Origin of the sequence: Peribacillus sp. S4 (genome assembly GCF_046715815.1) — a bacterium.
Classification (GTDB): Bacteria; Bacillota; Bacilli; order Bacillales; family DSM-1321; genus Peribacillus; species Peribacillus frigoritolerans.
Genome location: NZ_CP175708.1, coordinates 4,403,570 through 4,424,280, shown reverse-complemented (window position 1 = coordinate 4,424,280; position 20,711 = coordinate 4,403,570). Strand labels below are relative to the sequence as shown.

Genomic DNA, 20,711 nt, shown 5'->3' with positions numbered 1-20,711 from the left:
TAGGTATGAATAGAAGGTAGTTTACTTGTCTTGGAAAAATATTTCCAATGATTCGTCGTTTTTTCAACTCTATAATTTCAGCCTTATTATTAAAAACGCCGCCAAACACTATCTTTGTTTTATTCCATAGTTTTCAAATAAATTAATTAAAACATCGCTTCCAGCCAGATTATTAGCTTGAAGCATATTTACTCCATTGATTTGTTGAACTAACATATTTTCATGAGGATCTAATAGAGTATATTCTTTTCGGTATTACCTTTTTAAGCAGTTATTATTAACCAAGATGAGAGTCTAGCTATAAAGCACTGAAGGATTACAACCGTGGTAGAATGGCAGACATATAAAAACTTAAAGATAAAGTAAATGGGGTTTTACATAGATTAGAAGCAGATGTATCAGATACATTCCGTGAATTTTATTATTATTATGCTGGACCTTTTGGGAAGAGTATGTACCTTTTGAGTTACTAGATATCGTAGATGAAGAGAATAATATTGAATCATATACATTTACTTCCCGAAAAAAGTATGGCTTTCCGAACAAGTATTTAGTTTTAAGGAAATGTCAGCAAATGCTGAATTAGTGCTTGATACTGTAACGGATAAAGTCTATACGGTGAACTTTGAGGGCGGAGATGAGTTACTTTTAAAAGGAGAATTAAAAGAAAACGTGGCCCACATTTTATGAATTTTTGAAAGCATATTTTAACTGCTAGTAGAAGAAGTTCTGGCGATTCATCTAATTGGACATGCCTTAGGTTTATGTGGAAATTAATTGGGAATAGAAAATTATAAGGAAACGTAGTTTCTGAAATTTGTATAAAAGGATGTGCTTTTAAATGAAAAATGATATACGTATTAAATCAGAAACTCCAATAATAGGAGCAGACCATACTATGTTAGAATTTTGGCAATGGGGCTTTTCAAATATATTAACAAACAACCTAAGGGGAATTTTTGCTGAGTTTATAATTGGAACGGCTCTTGGCTGTTTAAATCAATTACGAGTTGAATGGGACGCATTTGATTTAGTCTATAAAGGCATGAAAATTGAGGTGAAATCTTCTGCATATATCCAAGCATGGCATAAGGAAAAATATTCAAACATCAGTTTTAGTATTGGGGCAAAAAAAGAATATGATTATGAAACAAATAAATATAGCCCTACCATAAAACGGAATGCAGATATATATGTCTTTTGTTTACTTAAAGAAAAAAATTTAGAATTAATTGAACCATTAAATATGACACAATGGGAATTTTATGTTGCATTAACTAAAGACTTAGATATACATTTTCCTCATCAAAAAACAATATCTTTAAATTCACTAAAAAAAATAGCTCAACCAAGTCCATATGAAGAATTAAAAAAGACAATAGATGGTGTTTTGTAGGGATATTTACTTTTATGGGGATTTAGTAGTAAAAGTTGATTTTTAGGATAGGAGAAACCTTTTACTTTTTTTAGGGCTAGTTTTGGGCTAGAGCAAATGATATGGCTGGCACCAAAACAAATGTGAAAACATATAAAAAATGTATGTTTTTGAAGTAAGTTTATTAAAGAGGTGTAAGCCCCATTTTTCAAAGGTATTAAATGCTAACAATAGAAAAGTCATTTATCATTAGTCTTGAATCATGTTCTAATGCTTGACAGAAATTATTACACCAAGCACAACTTTGGGCCATTGCTTAATTTTTTAGTACCATTCCATCCTTAATTTAAAGAATTTTAATTTGATGATTTGCATTACTTATCAGAATGAAAACTGGAACAACTTAAAATTCCGGAAAATTTTCAATGACAATAGTGTCCTGTGTGCTATAAAAAAAGAAACTATAAAGATATAGTTTCATCAGACTGAAAACTTAGAGGTTACGACCTAAAAGGGAGAGCTCTTAGTGCTCTTTATGGAATTTATTAGATAACATAATTTCTCCTTTAAATCTGTGGTCTTTAGTTGTTTTTTTTATATGGAATGATTCAGGAGCTTCTAAACCTATAATTAGTAATGGAACACTTAACTGGTTCATTAGAGGTTTCAAATGATCTATGTACTTTTCATAATAACCTATTGCCCCATCAAAGTTGCCTGCACTTTTCATGTTCTGAGTTGCTACTATTATAATACCCAGTTTAGTTTGAATTGCTTTTCTAACATGATTCAATTCGGAAGCTAAAACTGGTTTTAAAAGGTTCCAAGCTGTTGCTGACCCGTGATTAAATGCAACTTCTATGGATATTGTTTTTTTAGCAAAATCCAAGCGCCAATAGTCACTTTTCTTATCATCATAGTAAGGGTCCTGAAAAATAGGACTTTCAACTGCCCAATTTAATTCTTTGAACTCTTCTTTTAATAATTTGTTGATTGTAGTAGATAAACTTTTATTCTTTGTCTGATAATGTGTTTGATATGTATTGATTAACATTTCATCTGTAATTTTTGTAAGCGCATGTCGTATCTCTTGCCATGATTCTAGAAATTCAATTTCATTTTCTAATATTGTTATTGCATTACGGTGAGAAAAATACTTATATTGCATTGTTAACTCCTTGTATTAAGGTGATTTATTATCTCCGCTACATACCCATTATTCAACCAAAAACATTGTTTCGTTATGTTTTGCCCATTAGGCAAAACAACTTTATCCTTACCATCTTTTCCTTTTGGACGTATATGTGCTACTCCATTAAAAGTACTCTTAGGTAAATCATTGGTTTCAACGATTTGATTTCCTCGTTTTTTAAATTCAATATGTAGTCCCTGTTGTATACGCCTGTTTACTTCTTCCCATATTTGTTTGATTTCTTGATCAATTGTCGGTAAGGGCATATTCCATAGTTTAATTCCTTTGAAGTACAATTTCCGGTCAGGATTTTGTTTTTTTGTTTCAGTAAATTCAAAGACTACAAAAAGAAACTTCGTTGATGTGAATTTTTCCCGTATCAAGCTTTCTTCCCATGATTCACTTGTCCATTGATGAAAATCTATATTTTCGAATGACATACTTTGTTCAGGCTTTCCGTTAGGCTCGAGGCGTACAGTCTTGAATTGAATGTTTGCTTTTGCAAACTCCTCAATATTGTCCAAACGAGTTCCTTTTATTCCAAGCAGTGAACTGACTAAGGAAGGGACGAAAGATTTTGAACCATTGTTGTATGTAACATTCAATCTTGTGGCTATTTCTTTGTCAGTTAAGCCGATATAGGGAGCAAACTTGTCATTTAATAAACTTTCCAGGGATTTTTCTTGTAAGTCGCTTTGTTTTGCAAATGACACGAGTTCTTCATTATTAACATATTTGCGAAGCAAGGCTGTCATATATGATTGTTTAAGGGAGAAAGCCCTTTGCATGGCCGGAATGTTTGACTTCGGTTGTGTACGTAAAGAGTTTTTGCTGGCTCCTTTTGTACAAGCACCTAAATAGTTGGTGTCACCTTCAGAAATTTCATGGGCCTTGCCGTTTCGGATTTTCTCTACAATCGTTTCCCAGTCCTGTTTAATGATCTCCAAATCTGCAGCCGGATAAGATAATAGGATATTCTTATATATGTAAAAATCCTTAGGTTCATAGTTAGGTAGCCATTCATAAAACATCAGTAAAATTTTTTCGTTTTTTTTCCAAAAACTCGAGGTCTCGAATGTGGTATTAACTTCATCCATGTAATTGATTATATTTAAAACCAATCGTTCCTTTGCAGAGATGGATTTGTTTTTATTCTGCTTGAAAGGGGTGACTTTCAACTCGATACCCAATTCTTCAAAATCCGGTCTTGCATCGGAATTGATTTTATAGCCAAAGAAACTTTCTTCGATTACTTGTCCAAGTCCCCCTTTTGATTTAGTGTTCGTGAGCCGACCTTTTAAATCAATTTCCCCAAAGGTTTTACCTATGGCTTCTTGTGCCTTGGTCATTAACTCTTCGACTGTTCTATATTCCATAAAATAACAAGCTCCTTTCTTGAGTGTTCTGTTAAAATGGAATTTTAAAATCTTTTACAATTCACGCATTACACTTTAAAATGATAGAGTTAGGGTATATAATATTATACCGCTATATTCAAAATTCAGGTATATGAATTAACTTATTTTGGATAAATGAATTTATTTTATATTTTTAATGGATAGTTCTTGATCTCACTAGGGATTATTATTATAATAGGTATAAAAGCCGAAAGGATGTTCGGTCATGATAAATGCAATTGAATTATTTGCGGGGGTCGGTGGGTTCCGGCTGGGCCTTGAGGCGGCAAAAGGATTTGATGTGGTTTGGGGTAACCAATGGGAACCTTCAAAAAAATCACAGGATGCTTTTAACTGTTATGCTAGACAGTTCGATAGAGGAATACACTCCAATGAAGATATTTCTACGGTAGATGAAAAGATATTTGTAAATCAAGGGATTGAACTAATTGTAGGCGGTTTTCCTTGTCAAGATTACTCCGTTGCCCGAAGTCTTTCCGGTGAAAAGGGAATTCAAGGGAAGAAGGGTGTCCTGTTCTGGGAAATCATGAGGCTTGCAGAAGGAATCAGGCCGAAGTATATCTTGCTGGAAAATGTGGACCGATTATTGAAGTCTCCATCAAAACAGCGTGGAAGGGACTTCTCCATCATGCTGGCAAGCTTCAGGGATTTGAATTACTCAGTCGAATGGAGAGTGGTCAATGCTGCCGAGTATGGACAAGCACAGAGGAGGCGACGGGTCTTCATTTTTGCCATCAGGAACGATACGCCGTATGTCAAAAGTAGGGCCAAGGAAGATGATGCGGTAATGTTGCATGAACGAGGTTTCTTCGCGAATGCATTTCCTGTCAAATGGGAAATTTCGAAAAAGCATAAACCAAATTCGTTCACTATGGAAGAAGGTATTCTCGAAATTTCAGATGAGTTCACGATGACATACCTGAATTCAGGAATTATGAGAGATGGCGCTGTATATACAGAGGAATTGCTCCCAATCGAGGAGCGGCCAAGGCTATTAGGTGAAATCTTGCAATCTGGTGTGGACGAAAAGTATTATCTTAGCACAGATGCAATCGAGAAATTCCGTTACCTTAAGGGCCCGAAAAAGATTGAGAGGACGGCTGCTAACGGACATAAATATGTATTCTCAGAGGGTGGGATGGCTTTCCCTGAATCGTTGGACAAGCCAGGTCGTACGATGCTGACAAGTGAAGGTACTGTGAATCGGAGCAGCCATGTGGTGGAAGATCCCGAAACGAAAAGGCTTCGCATCCTGACCCCGGTGGAGTGTGAACGATTGAATGGGTTCCCAGATCATTGGACGGAGGGAATGTCCGAGCGGATGAGGTACTTCTGTATGGGAAATGCCTTGGTGGTTGGACTGATTGAAAGAATGGCCAAGCGAATTCTCGAAATCGAAGAAGAAGATGCAGCAGCTATTAAAGTGAATCCACAACAACTGAGTTTATTTTAAATTTAGAATGGTCCCTGTCAAAATTGTCAGGGACCATTTTTATTGTGCCACATCTTTCTTGGCATTATCGATGAAAGCGGTAATTTTTTCGATGGTATTATCAAATTCCTTTCTTACCTCATGCTCCCAGATTCGTAAGATATTCCAATTTTCTTCGTTATAATATTGGGTGATTTCTAAATCGCGTTCCTGGTTTCTCTCAAGCTTCTTCACCCAGAAATCTATATTGCTCTTCGGCATTTTTCCATGTATCGGGCAGAAGTGCCAAAAGCACGAATCGATGAATATGACCACCTTGTACTTTTTGATGGCGATGTCTGGTGTCCCCATCATACTTCTTACATTCCTCCTGAATCTATATCCCCTGTGCCATAGTTCATGTGAAACGAACGTTTCCAGCTTTGAAACGGCTTTAATGGATGACATGATTTTACTCCGGGTTTCATTCGTCTCCGGTAATCGTGCTTTATTTGCCATTTGAAGAATCCCCTTTCAGCAAAGAAGTGTTGTCCTTTACTTTATTAGTACCTATCCTTCCGATTTATAAACATTCATATTTGCAATGGTGCTATGGGTATAATGAAATAGAATAAAGTTCGTTATTATTATCTTTTGGATATAATTTTGAAGGGCTGACAAGTAAATTCTGAACATGTACCATGTTATTGTGGGTACTTTTATAACAAGTATTGTAATTTCCTTAATATACGTCTTTAAAGTTGTTTAACAGAATTTATAAAATATAGTTGAGAGCAAGGGGGAGCTAATGAATATCAATAATAGCATTTTTGAAGTTTTTGATAGGGAAGATTTTATTTATAGGGTAAAAGAAGAAAGTTCTACAAAAGTAAAAAGGGAATATACATCCGCTTGGAATGAGTGGAAAGCTATTGTTGGGAATTCTGTATCTGATTCAGGTTGCCCGGATTTGGTGGTAGAGAATACTGAAAAATGGCAAAACAGTGGCAACCTATCCAAAAGATTCTGGTCAAGGATAAAGGACGAACAACTATTGGAGCATCCATCATGTATTGCAGCCATGATTAGTAAAACCAACCTTAGAGTTTATCTTGAATGGCATGCCTATAAAAATGGAAACCTTGTTGAACTGAGAAAACAACATAATGATTGGATATTGTCGGTTGAGGAATGGATAAAAGAGAAAGGCATCAATCCTTCAGAGTACAGAGTTTGGACAAATAAGGAGACAGATGAAGGTTATTTAGAATATAAGACTCTTGAAGAGTTTATAAATAATAAAATCATAAAAGAGAGTTTATTGGAAGCTTTAGCTAGTGGGCAGGACTGGATTCGAGTAGGTAAGGTATTTGATAAGGCTGATGTACTAAAGTGTGCGGATTTCTCTAAGAAAATGGGTAATACAATTAAAGAGTTGGAATGGATTTATAAGAAGGTAACGGGAAAGTCAGAAGAACGTGACAAAAGATATTGGCTATTCAATGTTTCCTATATAAGCCATTCTGAAGTCTGGAAAGAATCAAAAAAGTTAAATGTTGCAGCGATGCAATATGAAAAGGGTAAAGAGGATTTGTCTTCCATCACTCGAAACTTAAATGTAATAAACCAAATTTCCATAGGAGATTATATTATAGCCTATACTGGTGCTAAAGGATTTTTAGGGTTTGGTAAGGTGAATAAAAAATTTTATGAAGAAGAAGAAGCGAAAAAGTTTATCAATGTAGGTGGGGGGAATTGGAGACAGAGGGTTGGGGTTGATTGGATTGAGGCTCTTGATTCTCCTATTCAATACGAAGGACGTGATTTCAAAAGGAACCTTGATATTAAAGGGAGTAATCAAGTTATGGGGTCTTCGACAATCTTTGAAATATCAAATACTGGTTTTAATTATGTTAAAGAGTTGATTGAAAGTGGTACTAAAGATGAAGTGAAGGAAAGCTTCTATACTTTTTTATCTAACAAAGAACTAATCAACCACATCCATTCTTACATTACAGCAAAAGGTTTTTCCTACACTTTAGAAGAAGTAATGAACTTATTTTTATCTCTGAAAACAAAGCCATTTGTTATCCTTTCCGGTATTTCTGGTACAGGGAAGACGAAGATTGTTCAGTGGTTTGCGGAGAGCGTGGGGGCTACAGAGGATAATGGGCAATTTACGTTGATTCCGATTCGTCCGGATTGGAATGATGGTTCGGATTTACTTGGGTATGTGGATATTAAGGGAGACTTTAAGCCAGGTCCGTTTACGACTGTGATTGAAAAAGCGGAACAGAATCCGGATGATCCTTATTTTGTATTGTTGGATGAGATGAATTTAGCACGGGTGGAGCATTATTTTAGCGATGTGTTGAGCGTGATGGAGAGCCGTAAGTGGGAGGATGGGAAGATGGTTACGTCTGCTCTTCTTTCTGCGGAAATGGCTAAGCGGGATATTAGACTGCCAGTGAACCTTTATGTTATTGGGACGGTCAATATGGATGAAACGACACATCCTTTTAGTAAAAAGGTGCTCGACCGGGCTAATACGATTGAGTTCAACCGGGTGGAGCTATCGAATCTTGCATTTTTGGAAGAGCAGGTGGAAGTGGAACCAAAATTGGTTCAGGATCATATGTTCAGGTCGAAATATTTGCACTTGAAGGATCTTTATTTGGGGAATCAGGAGCTTGTTAAAAAGGTTACCGCAGAATTGGAAGATATCAATAAATCGTTGCTGCTTACCAATGCCCATATCGGTTATCGTGTTCGGGATGAGATCTGTTTTTATCTTGCTTATAACGAAGACAGTGAATTGATGAGTTTTGAGAATGCATTTGATCATTGTATTTTACAAAAGATCCTGCCGCGCATTTCAGGTAGTGATACCCGGGTACAAAGGTTATTAGAGGGTTTATATCGTTTGTTTACTACAAAAGAATATATTGATGATGAGGAAAGTAATGAAATCAGTATACGTACGGCGAGATATCCGAAAAGTACCGGTAAGGTAGTAGAGATGCTTAGGAGGTTACAAGATGGCTTTACATCCTTCTGGATCTCCTGATGATGTCGACTTGGTCAAAATAGAGGCAGAGGCATTTTCATTGGTGATTAAGGGAAAGCCGTATCATCACCGGTATGAGGGGTTAAAGCAGTATCGAAAGATGGATTATCATGATGTCATGCAATTTTCTGTTTCAGGAGAAGACGTTCAAAGTGTTGAAGTCTATGATATCGAAACAGGAAAGTTAACTGATTCCCAGCAGATGCGGCCAATTTTCTTTGAAAATGGAACATATCAAGTTCTTATCATTTCAAAACAAAATCAGGAACTGGACTTTTATCATGAACATCCTATATTACGCCAGGCAATATCTCGAATGGAATTGAGTGGAATGTCGCTTTTAACAGGGAATCTTCAATTTCAAAATGAGGTAGGGTATACGACTTTTGAAGTTCGTTCAGGTGCACAAACGTTAGTGGAAGTCACACTTGAAATATTTCCGGTTAAATTGGATTATCAGAAAGATTATCGACAGCTGCTTGAGGAAGTGAATGATGAGATTTACAACTTGGCTTTTCACTTTATCCGGAAAACGTATTTAGGGGCAAGCATCAAGCTTGAGGGCAAGCCAAGCAGGGCTGAATTCTATCGTTTGATGACGAAGCATTTTAAGCAGTTTATTCAGGCTGTAAATCGAATCGAGAGGCAGCCGCATCATATATTAGAAACATCATATGTAAAAGCGCGCGGTGATCAGCTCAGCAAGACTGATTCTAATACACGGAAGTATTTGCAAAAACGCAGTCAATCTTTTATGGAAGTGGAGAATGGAATTAGAATTCATGGGAAAACGATGATGCCTCGTGAAGGGGTTAAGCCTAAAAAAGAGCTTCGTTACGATACGATGGAAAATCGTTATGTAAAATGGATGATGGAAAGACTGATTCATAAGTTTGATGATTTGTTAGGCGCTTTAATGAATAAGAATAAGCGCTGGAAGGAAGTACCTGATACGGAACTTCTGTTACGGCTGAATCAAATGAAACAGCAGCTTGAGTCAAGGAAGAACAATGTCTTTTGGCGCTCGATTGGCAGGCTAGATCGATCGGTGATGAGCTTGGTACTGCAAATGGCACCAGGTTATCGAGATGCTTTTCAAATTTATTTAACGGTCTCAAAAGGGCTTATGCTGCAAGGGAAGCTCTATCAAATGTCTGTAAAGGATGTTGCTACTTTATATGAATACTGGACTTTTTTAAAGCTAGGACAAATTTTGAGCAGTAAATATACCCTGTTGAGTCAGGATATTGTCAGTGTAAACCGTGATGGGCTGTTTGTGAATTTAGAGGCGAACCGAACTGCTAAACGAGTCTTTGAGCACCCAGTAACTAAGGAAAGGATTGAACTAATCTATCAAAAATATGAGAAAGATTTACCGACCATTCCTCAAAAGCCTGACTCGATGTTGACGATTGAGAAAAAAGGCAAGAATCACCGCTATAATTATGTATTTGATGCCAAATACCGAATTGATTATGCACAACCTGAAAGCTATTATCAATCCCGTTATAAAACGCCGGGACCGGTGGAAGACGATATTAATACGATGCACCGCTATAGGGATTCGCTCGTTTCCATGAGTAATGGTCCATATGAGCGGACAGCCTTTGGAGCGTATGTGTTATTTCCTTGGTCAAATGAGCAAAGTTATGAAGACCATCATTTTTATAAAAGTATAGATCAAGTCAATATTGGCGGGTTGCCATTTTTGCCAAACGCTACCGATATGGTCGAGCGATTCCTAGAGTGCCTCATTGAAAAAAGTCCTGAGGAAATTCAGCGTGAAGGGATATTACCTAGGGGAACGAAAGAGGAATGGGAATCAACATTAGAAGAAAAAGTACTTGTCGGGACGGTTTCGAACGAAGCAATTTATCGAGACTTTATTCAGCAGGGCTACTATCAGATTTCTGTTAATAGCCTAAAAAAGGGCTGGCAAGAAGCAAAATATGTCGCACTTTATATGACTTCAGGGCTTGGGGAGAACGGTGTTAGAGAGTATGGAGAAATCAAGCGAATTGCTACTGAAGGAGATTCTGTCCGTTTCTTTGTGGAGGTTTGGAAAAATACAAAGCAGGTTATCCGTCCTGTAAAATATGGCATAGCAACGTATATGATGACAACTCTTTCTTTACTAAACGAGGCGAAAGAGCTGCCAGAGCTGTACATGAAAAACAAACAGGAAACCACACTTTGGAGGATGCTCAGAAGGATTTCTGATCAGATAGAGATTAACCTGGATAACAAGGTTTTAGATGAAGCCTTAGGAGTAGGGACTTTCTCGTTTAAAGGAATCGAAATCAGGTTGGACAAAGAGAAACAAACCTTATCCGTTAGAAATGATAGTCAGGAACGAGTATTGGGTACAGATTTTCTAATACACCAACCGTCTAAAGTATTTAGAGAAGTGCTTGGTTTGCTTTGAACCACTATACTTTTGTATGGTGGTTTTTTATGTTTTCGAACATTAGTCAATTTAATGATGGAGGTTGATAACTAATGAGTAAACCGTTAAAACCTGAGCAATACGTGGCATTCAATTACTTGCTCACCGAAAAATGACAGCCTTACGTTAGATGAAGTTGCCGATTCAATTGCAGTTACACGTCAAAGGTTATATAGAGGGTGTCAGAACATCGAATTTAAAGATGAATCAAACGTTAGAATTACCGAAATACGATGTCACGAATACCGGAAGTAGTCGACGTTATGATCGATCTAGGCGGCTGTCTTAAAAAATAAATCGTCTAAAGCGGCTAAAATGGTGCTGCAGTCGGTCGAATTATTAACTGACCGATTAAAAGTCGACGATAGAACGAAGTATCATAAAACTCCTGAGACTAGCATAGATGAGATGAAAGAGGAAATCGAGAGTATGAGACAACCACGATAAATTCAATAGAAACCTTTTCTGTGAAGCTCTTACGTATATTGCGTAAGGCTTCAACTACATAATATCATTTTACTTGCTCTAGGGTTGGTCTAAAATGATATATTGTACTAATATATGGTAAAATGGTTGCGTTAGAAGTGTGCCCAAAATGAAGTGGAATTCAAACATAGACTGTTAAGGATAACTACTAAGGGACTTTCTGAAAGTGAACCTACAACTTTTTCTAGTTGTCTTGGTTTTTGCACCAGAACCATACTATTTAAGTGTTTGGCAAGATGGGAGAGATGAAAATGGCAATGTACGTTTTTAAAGATGCTGCTAGAGAACATAAACTACTGGCAAGAGACGCACTAAGACAGGATAAAAGTATACGCTTTTATTGTCCTAATAAGGACTGCGATGCTCATATGTATGTACGTAATCTTGATGGAGTATCGAAAGCATATTTTGCAGCAATTAAATCACATACCCATGTAAAGGGATGTCCATATAGAACAAGTAGATTTCAACATGATTTATATGATGAAAATGGATTTGATTTTGAAAATGCATTGTTTTCGTTAACTATGCCAAGTAAACCACAGTCCAAAAGTGAGATTCCGGGAGAGCATGGAACAGGAGAAGTTGCACCAAAACCAATACATACAATTCGTCAGATTTATTCTATGTGTAAATCATATGATAGTTCAGACTTATATAACGGAAAAATAATTGGTCAAATGTTGTTAGATGAAAGAAGTGCTTATATGTATCCCAAGGGCGTATTTGGTTGGAGATTAATTGAATTAAAGTATAGGTATTATAGTTCCGACAGAAATGAAATTGCCCTTGTTTGTCTGCCAAACGGGAAAGAGTATACCTTTATTGTAAAGTTTGGTGATGAAAGACTGTTTAAAGAAATTAGAAAGAGCGTTTATGAGAATAGAAATCATTTAATTATTGTGGCAGGAGAATGGAATTCTTCGGGGAAATATAACACTTTTTTTACTGAAATTAAAAGTAAAAAGCAGTTGACAATTGTAAAATGACTTTCATACAGATTACAGAAAAGTCATTTTTTTGCCCTTTTTCAACCTCCTAAAATTACATTATCCTTTTTACTTATTTAAATGCTTAGTATTTTTATGAGCGGGGGAAGTATTAGCGTACTAAAGTCATTTTGATGTATCATTTTAGGGATGTTTTTGACACTGCTCCTCAAAGTTATGGTCACATCTTGGTTGATAGAGCTATAAGATGGTCGTTCTGCTAGCGATGCTAGAGCGTGGAGAGTATAGTTGGTTCAAGTCAATCACCTCTGAGGAAGCAGCACCATTCTTTCATAGCTACTTAACAGAAACAGAGTATCGAAAACAAATCGACTTTGCTGATAAATCATCTAAAAAGCTATGGCATTACGATAAAGATGGGGTTAGCAAGTTGATTGCAACTATGCCTATGGCTAAGTGGAGTGGCAGCTCTAAAGGGTTAATTTCTTACGAAGACGATATTTTTAAGCTGAACTTTAATGTCAGACCAGAAGACCAGAGGGTTTTGTTTGATATGACCAAGGATATTTGTGAATATCGACTTCATTATCACTTTGAGCGGAAGGCTAAATAAAAAGAAACCATCCTCAAAAAGAGACATTCCCAAAAGGAATGTCTCTAACTCCTTATTGTTGGTCTTAATAATTGGTGTAGTAAACCGTATTCCTAGCATAAAAAGGTACTGCAGTTTAATGGCCATCTCCAAACTTAGTCTATATTTTTATTTTTTTCGGGTTGTAAGCCAAGGACTTTCAGCAGTTAGGAAACTAAAATGAAAAACATCTATTAAAAAAAGATCTGAAATTTCATTCGCATTAATATGGGAGCTTATTTTTGTGGTTTCCAAGGGGAATGTGGTTGCAGGCAGAATGAGGGGACAAGCAACTATTTTTTTTGAAGGAGGTTCCTTAATTTATTAATTGCTAGTTTGTGGTTTTTAGAAACTGCCTGCTGCGAAACGTTCATTATTACTGCTATTTCTTTAAATGCCAAATTATCAACATATTTTAACTTTAGTGTTTTCTTTTGAGTATTGGTTAATTGAGAAAGAGCGTTGGCGATTTCCTTATCTGAGGTAATATCTTCGATGGTTTCAGCATCTTCATTATAAATCTTTTCATATCCTTCTTCTTTAACTTCAATCGTGTTTAATAAGGGGATAGACTCATCATTTTCAGCATTTAGAATGATAGGAAAATTTTTATTTTGATCGTTAATACTTATATCGTATTTAACTGCTGTAAAATGTATAGTTTTGGATATGAGCGATACAAAACGAATATAGAATAAATGTTTTTTGAATTCTTCATCTAATTTATTCTTATTTTTGATTGAAGGAGTACATATGGCTTTTTTATACAGTGCATAATTTTTTTCTTCTTTTAAAAAGGATTTTATAATCTTACTATTTATAAACTTCTTATTGTTATCTTCAAACTCGAAAAGTTGATTGCTGCAACAATCAGATTTAATCATTATCATCACCTCCTTTTTGTGGATAATACTGTTCTATTTTATTAGAGATTTTTGATGTCCGTTGAACTAAATCAATCAGAAAATCTCTGTCTTCATTGGAGAGTGAGTTGTCATCTAAACATTTTGTGATAAATGTTTGTGTATTTCTTACTTTGCAAAAACACTTGAAAATATTAGGATTCATTTCCTCTCACCTCGAATATTATTTCCTAATTCCACAATAGCTTTTTCAAGCTTTTCCAACTTTTTTTCGAACCTAATAAAAAGATATAAGGCAACAAAGATTGGAAATCCGAAATTACCAATTATATTAACAAGGGTCGTGTAAGTTTCCATTTAAGATCCCCTCCATTTTATTTCTTTTTGTGATATTTAGTTTGAAACTCAAAAAATCCTGGAGTTTTATCAACGTCGTATCTATTAATGATTTTAATAATCAAAATAACTAATTCTTGAGTTAAATCTTCTCTTTCTTGTTGTTTTGTTTGAAATAATGATTTTAGAATCTTGGGTTGAAATAAAAAGATAACCGGCTCTAAATTATGAGGTTTAGACTTAGCTTCACTCACCAATTCATATAAATCTTTATTCATTTTATATCCTCCTTAACATCTATAACATTGTTTGTTATTTAGTTAAATAATACTTTAATTGGTTATTTGCTCCTATTTTATAGAAAGAAATAATTGGAGCATATGTTTGTTAATGTTCCTTTTTTAACCTAAGGATAATAGGATAGTTAACAGCTCAAATGGGTAGTAATCGGGATTTGAAAATATAACTATCCACATTTCAATTGTTTCCTGCAGTACAACCAGAATATTAGGATTTCCCCCTTCTCTTCTTAAAGTCCGAAAGTCACAAATAAAACAACCATTTTAGTGATTTCTTAATTTAGTTTTTTAGTATTTTAAAATAGAAAAAGAGACTGTCTAAACTAGACAGTCTCTGAAAATTATTTTGGACATTCTTTTGGTCTTGCGGCACCTGGAACACACATTCTGCAGGTCCATGCAGCACCTACAACTGCAACTGCACATACTGCACATACAATACAAGAAAGTGGATTTAGACAGGTACAGCACGCACCAAGACAACTTCCATATATTATTAAACAACTATTCCAAGTAGAACATCCTAATTGTTTGTTCATACATGCTGCCCATGATAGAGAACAAGAACCTGCCTGGATTGTTACGATTTCTCCATTTTCATGAACAAATAATCTTTCATTACCAATTAAAATAACTGGTTTCATATTACTTTCATCAATAGATAGCATACCAACTAAATTTTCCTTTTGGTATAAAGGAATAGAAAACATACTTAGGGAGTCTGAAAGTACTTTACCTTCTTTATCTTCTAAATACTTGGTGTTCTGAATTACATACTCTTCATCATTGTTTAGAGTATAACCATCTTTAGTAATGTGCTTTGATAGTTTGTTAAATTCCTCATTTGAATTAGCAAGTTTACGAAGATCTGCTAATAGCTTATCATCTGTCGTTTTAGTTGCAACGTTATAAAGGTAGGACCCATTTACTTCGGTGTAATGTACTTCACCATCTAATCCTTCGTGTGTTTTCACAGGAATAGTAAATTGCTTACCAATCGTACTTTCCATTTTTGCAACTTTGCCTTCATTTAACACAGAATAATCAATTTCGTTTGCCTGCAACTTACCAAAGTCAGCTGCTAGATTAAATTGGGATGTTACTTTTTCCTGGATTTTCTCTTTAAACGATTGTTTTTCTAGCGCATTTAAAGATAATGGTTTAATGATTGTCATTTAAAATCCTCCTTATAATTTTTTACCTTACAATTCTATAAGGGAGGATTTACTAACTTTTTTACAACCTATATGAAGTTTTATTTGGATTAGTGTACAAAGCGTTGCACAATTTGAGAAATCATAAAAACCAACAAACTTGAAATAATAGCTCCGACCAAAATATTATAGCCTGAAATGAAATCATTATAGAATCCAATTGTTCCTACCAATAAAAAAATCAGAATAAAAACATATGATATAGAGAGAGAAACTAAAATTTTACGAAAAACACGTTGATCTGCAACAACGTAACTATCGTTCCACTTATCGTTTTTTTTCTTGACTAAGAAATTAATTACTTGATAACCCATAACAAGAGAAGCTATCCCCCACATAATCCAGAAATTACTTCCTGTTTCATCTACAAAAATTGAATAACATGAATATCCAAAGCCTAAGAATAAGCACATATAACCAACTAAAAGCATCCACTTTTTCAAACGCATAAAGATCCCTCCTGAATTTAATCTGTTTTTTCTTCTAAAAAGAATAATTTATCGATTGGTTCATTTAATACAGCAGAGAGCATTAAAACAATTCCTATTGAGGGTTCGTATTTTTGTTTTTCCAAAGCAACGATGGTTTGTCTGTGTACACCTATTCGATCCGAAAGTTCTTCTTGAGTAAAATCATGTAATCTTCGATAATATCTCACGTTGTTTTTTACTTTTCCTCTTTTCAAATTCTACACCTCTTATGTATAGTATTATATACAAAATGGATTGAAAATAATACATTTTAAAGAATAAAAAGGAATTGAATTGGAGATAAAGAGAAAAAAATAGAGTATATAATAGTTGGTTTAAAGTGTTAGACAAGAAGATAAAAATAATAAGCAGGTCGTGTCAGACCTATATCATCAAAAGAAAGAGACATCCCCCAAGGAATGTCTCTCCCCTCCTATAAACTAATCACACTCATCATCCCTTCATGCGTAGCTTCCTCAATAGTCCGCGGTCCAAGACAATCCCCAATCTGTTTCACAATGGGCGCATGGCCTTTCATTTCTTCGAATAGTTCTGTGTTGGGAATGCGGCCAAGGGAGAGGACGATGGAGTCCCAGTTGGTTAGTTCTTGTTTTTGTTGTGTGAATAGGTTCCGGATGATGACGTGATTTTCTTTGATTGCCCCGATGTCGTAATGGGGTAGGAGTGTGACGTTTAGGTTGTATAGTTTTTTTAGGTATTCGTTCCTGAGATATTGGTGGACGGTTTCGCCGATGTGCAGTCTGGATGATATGAGTGTTACTTGGTGGCCTTTTTCGGCTAGATAGATGGCTGCTTCCATGCCGGGCCAGTCGCCGCCGAAGTCAAATACGAGTACGTTGTCCCCCACTTTTTTGGTTGAGTTGAAGAGGTCATCACTCATGATGATTCGTGGGTCATCGATTCCTTCGATGGCTGGTGTATAGGGCCGTGAGCCTGTTGCACAGATGATGGCGTCCGGGTTTGATTCGGATATTTCCTGGGCGGTGGCCGTTTTGCCTAATTGCACATTTATATTGCTTCTCATTAGTTTCCGAGAATAGTTATCGAGCATCGATTCTGCGAGTTCATGCCTCATTGGGGCTTTGCGCATGGTGCGAAGCAGGCCGCCGATTGATTTGCTTTGATCGATCAGTGTAACGGAATGACCTAGGTAGTCCGCGGTTATGGCTGCCTGTAATCCGCCAGGTCCTGCGCCGATCACGAGGACATTTTGTTTGTTTCTCGTTTTCTTTAATTCTGGTAAAATCCATGCTTCTTTACCTGTTGTCGGGTTTTGGACACAGCCAATCGGCAGTCCTTTATGATAGTGACCGATACAGGCTTGTAAACAGCCTACGCATGCATCGATTGCCTGCAGGTCGCCATCTTTTGCCTTGTTGGGCATGTCTGGGTCGACGATTAAGGCCCTGGTCATTCCGACGACATCGGCTTTTCCGGTGGATACGATCTGTTCCGCTTCAACGGGGTCGACGATTCGATTGCCGACAAAGACCGGTACGGCTCCTGCCATCCTGATTTTGAATCCATGTGGAGATAGGTATGCGTGCTTTATCGGTGATGGCGGCACGATATGGGTTGATCCCTCAAAGGTACTTGAATCTCCGGCAGTGACATTAATGAAATCCAATCGGACTTTTTCTGCAAGATATTCGACGATTTGCACGGAATCCTTCATTGTTGTCCCGTCCATCGTCAGTTCATCTGAGCTCATGCGAATGCCGACGGTAAAGTCTTCCCCGACTCTTTCCCATACCTTCTCCAATATTTCCACGATGAATCGCATCCGATTTTCAAAAGACCCGCCATAGTGATCCGTACGCTTATTTGTATGCACTGACCAAAACTGGGCAGGAAGATATCCGTGTGAACAGCAAATTTCCACTCCATCAAGTCCGCCTTCCTTTGCCAGCTGTGCTGAATGGGCGAACCCTTCAATCACTCCGTCAATATCCTCCAAGCTCATTGGTTTTGGCATCACACCGAAGCGCAGGCTGGGAACGGCCGATGGCGCCCATGCCGCATTTCGGTAGTCGCTCGATACGACTTCCCGTCCGCCATGGAATAGCTGCGAGAAAACCTTCGTTCCATACATATGAAGCGTTTCGGAAAGCTCTTTGTAGGCATCGACAATTCTCCGGTCATAGCCTGCGATCGTTTTGGACGTAAGCATGCCGGATGGATGTACCGATGCCGCTTCAAGGATGATCAATCCGACGCCCCCTTTAGCACGGGCTTCATGATAGGCAACCATATCCGAAGTGGGGATTCCGTCCGTGACATGATTTGTTTGATGTGCTGTACTTAAGATCCGGTTTTTTAATTCAGTAGAACCGATCGTTAATTGGGTAAACAGATTCTTGAATTGAGCCATATCCATGACCACTCCCTAATGTTAGATAGAATGAGAGTATAGAGGGCAACCGCCTCTACCTATCTCTATACAGGTTCAATATGCAATAACCATGCCGTTTGGGGGAATGTGGTTTCATATTCGTTATTTTACTTGGATAAAAAGGGTATGGCTCATGAGTATCGTATTTTATATATAGATAAGTGAACCTTTTTTGGAAAGTGGTGATTCATAAAAGGTTCAGTTCTGAATTTGTTGATTTAGAGACATTCGTCGCTTATGAAAATGATACTTATTTCTTTTTTGTATCAAAAAGTGTAACAAAATCGGTTCGAAATCAAAATATGGGGTGATGTGATGGAAGTAAAAAAGGAATCACTAATTGTATTTTCCGATATTTCTATTTTGGATGTGAAAGCATTATTGAAAATTAATTCTTCGCCTTTTATTGTCATGAAAAATCACTTGGAGATCCTCGGCATATTGGAGGAAGGTTTCTTTTTGAAGAGATTGGATAGCGATGGTCAAAATCAGGAAATCACGGCTTATCTTAATTCATCGTTTGTCGTCGTTGATGATTTAGATAAGCTTAGTGAAGAGGATATGAGCACCTATGATTTTGTGATTCGACATGGCGATAACCAATATAGCTGCTATCCGATCTCCGAAGTCAGGGAAATGCTGCTTAAAAAGAAGATGAAGAGCTTAATCAGTCTAAATGAATCACTAAAGAAAGAGCTGGAGGTGACAAGAAAGAAGGTAAAGGAGCTCACGCAAATCCTGCATTCCAGCTATGATGAAATTTTCGTGACGGATGCGAATGGGGATACGTTATTCGTGAGTGAGGCGTGCAAGAAGCTTACAGGGCTGCCGCCGGAGGCCTTTATTAATAAGAACATTAATGAGTTGGTTGAAAAGGGATTGATCGTCAACTCGGTTACATTAAAAACGATGAAAACGAAAGCAATCCATTCGGCGGAGCAAACCTATCCGCATGGATTGACGGTATTCAGCACAGCGAAGCCGATTTTTGATGAGGAGGGGAACTTATATAGAATTGTTTCGAACTCCAGGGATATCACCGAATTGGTTGAGATGAAGAGTCAATTGAACAGAGTGAACCTTAGGAACCAGCGGGCCCAGCATGAAAATTCGAGAACCGTTTCGTTCAATAACTTCATTACAAATTCGGATAAGATGGTAAAGGTTTTTGAGTTAGCTGAAAAAGTCGCTCCGATGGATTCCTCGATCTTCATCCATGGAGAAACCGGAGTCGGAAAAGGGGTTTTAGCAAGGGTCATTCATGATCTCAGCAGCAGAAAGGATAAGAATTTCATTCAAGTGAATTGCGGCGCGATTCCATCGGCTTTAATTGAGTCCGAGCTATTTGGCTACGAAAGCGGTGCATTTACGGGAGCTAATAAGCACGGGAAAAAGGGGCTTGTTGAGAGTGCTGATGGCGGCACGTTGTTTCTTGATGAAATCGGGGAAATGCCGCTCGACATCCAAGTGAAAATCCTGCATTTGGTCCAGGACAGAACATTCATGAAGGTGGGAGGAACGAAGGAGAAAAAGGTAAATATTCGCATCATCTCCGCCACGAATAAAGACTTGAAGCAAATGATCAAGAATAATCAATTTCGTGAAGATCTATACTATCGGCTGCATGTCGTTCCAATGGAAATACCGCAGCTGCGTGAGCGGAAGGAAGATATCTTATTATTAACCGATTATTTTCTGAAGAAGTTCAATGAAAAATACGGTCAATCCATCACGATAGATGATCATTCCAAGTTAATTCTGCAGCTGCAGGATTACCCGGGCAATGTTCGGGAGTTGGAAAATGTAATTGAACAAATCGTCGTGACGGCTAGAAAGCCTATCGTAACGATAGAGGATTTGCCTTCCGATTTAACCTACAAAGATACGGCACTGGTCAATTTAACAGGAATCATTCCATTGAAAAAAGCGTTAGAGGAAACGGAAAAGCAATTATTGTCACAGGCCCTTTCCACCTATAAATCAACCAGAAAAATGGCCAAGGCCCTGGAGGTCAGCCAAACGACGATCATGCGCAAACTGGGCAAATACCAATTTAGCTATCAGGACGATTAATAATAAATTAACCTCTTTAAAATCTGAATATTCAAAAACTTGGTATGGATATTGCATATTTAATGAT

The 20,711-nt window shown here is 37.0% G+C and carries 16 protein-coding genes and 2 pseudogenes; 8 read left to right on the top strand and 10 right to left on the bottom strand.

Features of this window, described 5'->3' with window-relative positions:
- Positions 1-353: 353 nt before the first annotated feature.
- Together ACJ9PY_RS21020 and ACJ9PY_RS21015 are read left to right on the top strand one after the other, a co-directional pair.
- A pseudogene (locus tag ACJ9PY_RS21020) lies at positions 354-718 on the top strand (SMI1/KNR4 family protein); the annotation flags it as partial.
- 123 nt (positions 719-841) lie between these two features.
- Positions 842-1,396 (top strand): hypothetical protein, encoded by a 555-nt coding sequence (locus ACJ9PY_RS21015; protein ID WP_411738905.1) that lies wholly within the window; start codon positions 842-844, stop codon positions 1,394-1,396.
- 502 nt (positions 1,397-1,898) lie between these two features.
- Here the strand turns inward: ACJ9PY_RS21015 and ACJ9PY_RS21010 are convergent.
- Both ACJ9PY_RS21010 and ACJ9PY_RS21005 read right to left on the bottom strand, forming a co-directional pair.
- Entirely contained in the window at positions 1,899-2,543 is a 645-nt protein-coding gene (locus ACJ9PY_RS21010) for a BglII/BstYI family type II restriction endonuclease (RefSeq protein WP_411738904.1), read from the bottom strand.
- 2 nt (positions 2,544-2,545) lie between these two features.
- Positions 2,546-3,943, bottom strand: coding sequence for a Sau3AI family type II restriction endonuclease (locus ACJ9PY_RS21005; RefSeq protein WP_411738903.1), 1,398 nt, complete (start codon positions 3,941-3,943; stop codon positions 2,546-2,548).
- A gap of 247 nt (positions 3,944-4,190) precedes the next feature.
- Here ACJ9PY_RS21005 and dcm point away from each other — a divergent pair, with 247 nt between their 5' ends.
- Positions 4,191-5,438: a DNA (cytosine-5-)-methyltransferase gene (gene dcm, locus ACJ9PY_RS21000; protein WP_411738902.1), complete on the top strand. Its 1,248-nt coding sequence runs from the start codon at positions 4,191-4,193 to the stop codon at positions 5,436-5,438.
- Positions 5,439-5,477: 39 nt separating this feature from the next.
- On the opposite strand, the gene ACJ9PY_RS20995 is transcribed toward dcm, so the two are convergent.
- Positions 5,478-5,915 carry a very short patch repair endonuclease gene (locus tag ACJ9PY_RS20995; RefSeq protein WP_411738901.1) on the bottom strand — a complete coding sequence of 146 codons (438 nt, stop codon included), beginning with the start codon at positions 5,913-5,915 and terminating at the stop codon, positions 5,478-5,480.
- Between the two features lie 289 nt (positions 5,916-6,204).
- On the opposite strand from ACJ9PY_RS20995, the gene ACJ9PY_RS20990 reads away from it, so the two are divergent.
- The 4 genes and pseudogenes from ACJ9PY_RS20990 to ACJ9PY_RS20975 form a co-directional block, all read left to right on the top strand.
- Positions 6,205-8,463 carry an HI_0552 family protein gene (locus tag ACJ9PY_RS20990; protein WP_411738900.1) on the top strand — a complete coding sequence of 753 codons (2,259 nt, stop codon included), beginning with the start codon at positions 6,205-6,207 and terminating at the stop codon, positions 8,461-8,463.
- Positions 8,435-10,888: a DUF2357 domain-containing protein gene (locus ACJ9PY_RS20985; RefSeq protein ID WP_411738899.1), complete on the top strand. Its 2,454-nt coding sequence runs from the start codon at positions 8,435-8,437 to the stop codon at positions 10,886-10,888. The genes ACJ9PY_RS20990 and ACJ9PY_RS20985 overlap by 29 nt, the downstream gene beginning before the upstream one ends.
- Before the next feature lie 758 nt (positions 10,889-11,646).
- The gene (locus tag ACJ9PY_RS20980) at positions 11,647-12,384 is read left to right on the top strand and encodes a hypothetical protein (protein WP_411738898.1); all 738 of its coding nucleotides are present in this window, start codon (positions 11,647-11,649) and stop codon (positions 12,382-12,384) included.
- 199 nt (positions 12,385-12,583) lie between these two features.
- Positions 12,584-12,958 (top strand): annotated as a pseudogene (locus ACJ9PY_RS20975) (DNA helicase); the annotation flags it as partial.
- A 311-nt stretch (positions 12,959-13,269) separates the two neighbouring features.
- Here ACJ9PY_RS20975 and ACJ9PY_RS20970 read toward each other — a convergent pair.
- The 7 genes from ACJ9PY_RS20970 to ACJ9PY_RS20940 form a co-directional block, all read right to left on the bottom strand.
- A complete protein-coding gene (locus ACJ9PY_RS20970) occupies positions 13,270-13,860 on the bottom strand; it encodes a sigma-70 family RNA polymerase sigma factor (RefSeq protein ID WP_411738897.1) in 591 nt (196 codons plus the stop codon).
- 180 nt (positions 13,861-14,040) lie between these two features.
- The gene (locus ACJ9PY_RS20965; protein WP_072273495.1) at positions 14,041-14,196 is read right to left on the bottom strand and encodes a YvrJ family protein; all 156 of its coding nucleotides are present in this window, start codon (positions 14,194-14,196) and stop codon (positions 14,041-14,043) included.
- 17 nt (positions 14,197-14,213) lie between these two features.
- On the bottom strand, positions 14,214-14,453 hold the full coding sequence (locus ACJ9PY_RS20960; protein WP_072273494.1) for a hypothetical protein: 240 nt from the start codon (positions 14,451-14,453) through the stop codon (positions 14,214-14,216).
- 362 nt (positions 14,454-14,815) lie between these two features.
- Positions 14,816-15,649, bottom strand: coding sequence for a hypothetical protein (locus tag ACJ9PY_RS20955; RefSeq protein WP_411738896.1), 834 nt, complete (start codon positions 15,647-15,649; stop codon positions 14,816-14,818).
- A gap of 89 nt (positions 15,650-15,738) precedes the next feature.
- The gene (locus ACJ9PY_RS20950; RefSeq protein ID WP_098863827.1) at positions 15,739-16,137 is read right to left on the bottom strand and encodes a hypothetical protein; all 399 of its coding nucleotides are present in this window, start codon (positions 16,135-16,137) and stop codon (positions 15,739-15,741) included.
- A 17-nt stretch (positions 16,138-16,154) separates the two neighbouring features.
- Positions 16,155-16,373: a helix-turn-helix transcriptional regulator gene (locus tag ACJ9PY_RS20945; protein ID WP_411738895.1), complete on the bottom strand. Its 219-nt coding sequence runs from the start codon at positions 16,371-16,373 to the stop codon at positions 16,155-16,157.
- A gap of 218 nt (positions 16,374-16,591) precedes the next feature.
- Positions 16,592-18,550: an FAD-dependent oxidoreductase gene (locus ACJ9PY_RS20940; RefSeq protein WP_411738894.1), complete on the bottom strand. Its 1,959-nt coding sequence runs from the start codon at positions 18,548-18,550 to the stop codon at positions 16,592-16,594.
- Positions 18,551-18,886: 336 nt separating this feature from the next.
- On the opposite strand from ACJ9PY_RS20940, the gene ACJ9PY_RS20935 reads away from it, so the two are divergent.
- Positions 18,887-20,644: a sigma-54 interaction domain-containing protein gene (locus ACJ9PY_RS20935; RefSeq protein ID WP_411738893.1), complete on the top strand. Its 1,758-nt coding sequence runs from the start codon at positions 18,887-18,889 to the stop codon at positions 20,642-20,644.
- Positions 20,645-20,711: the final 67 nt, after the last annotated feature.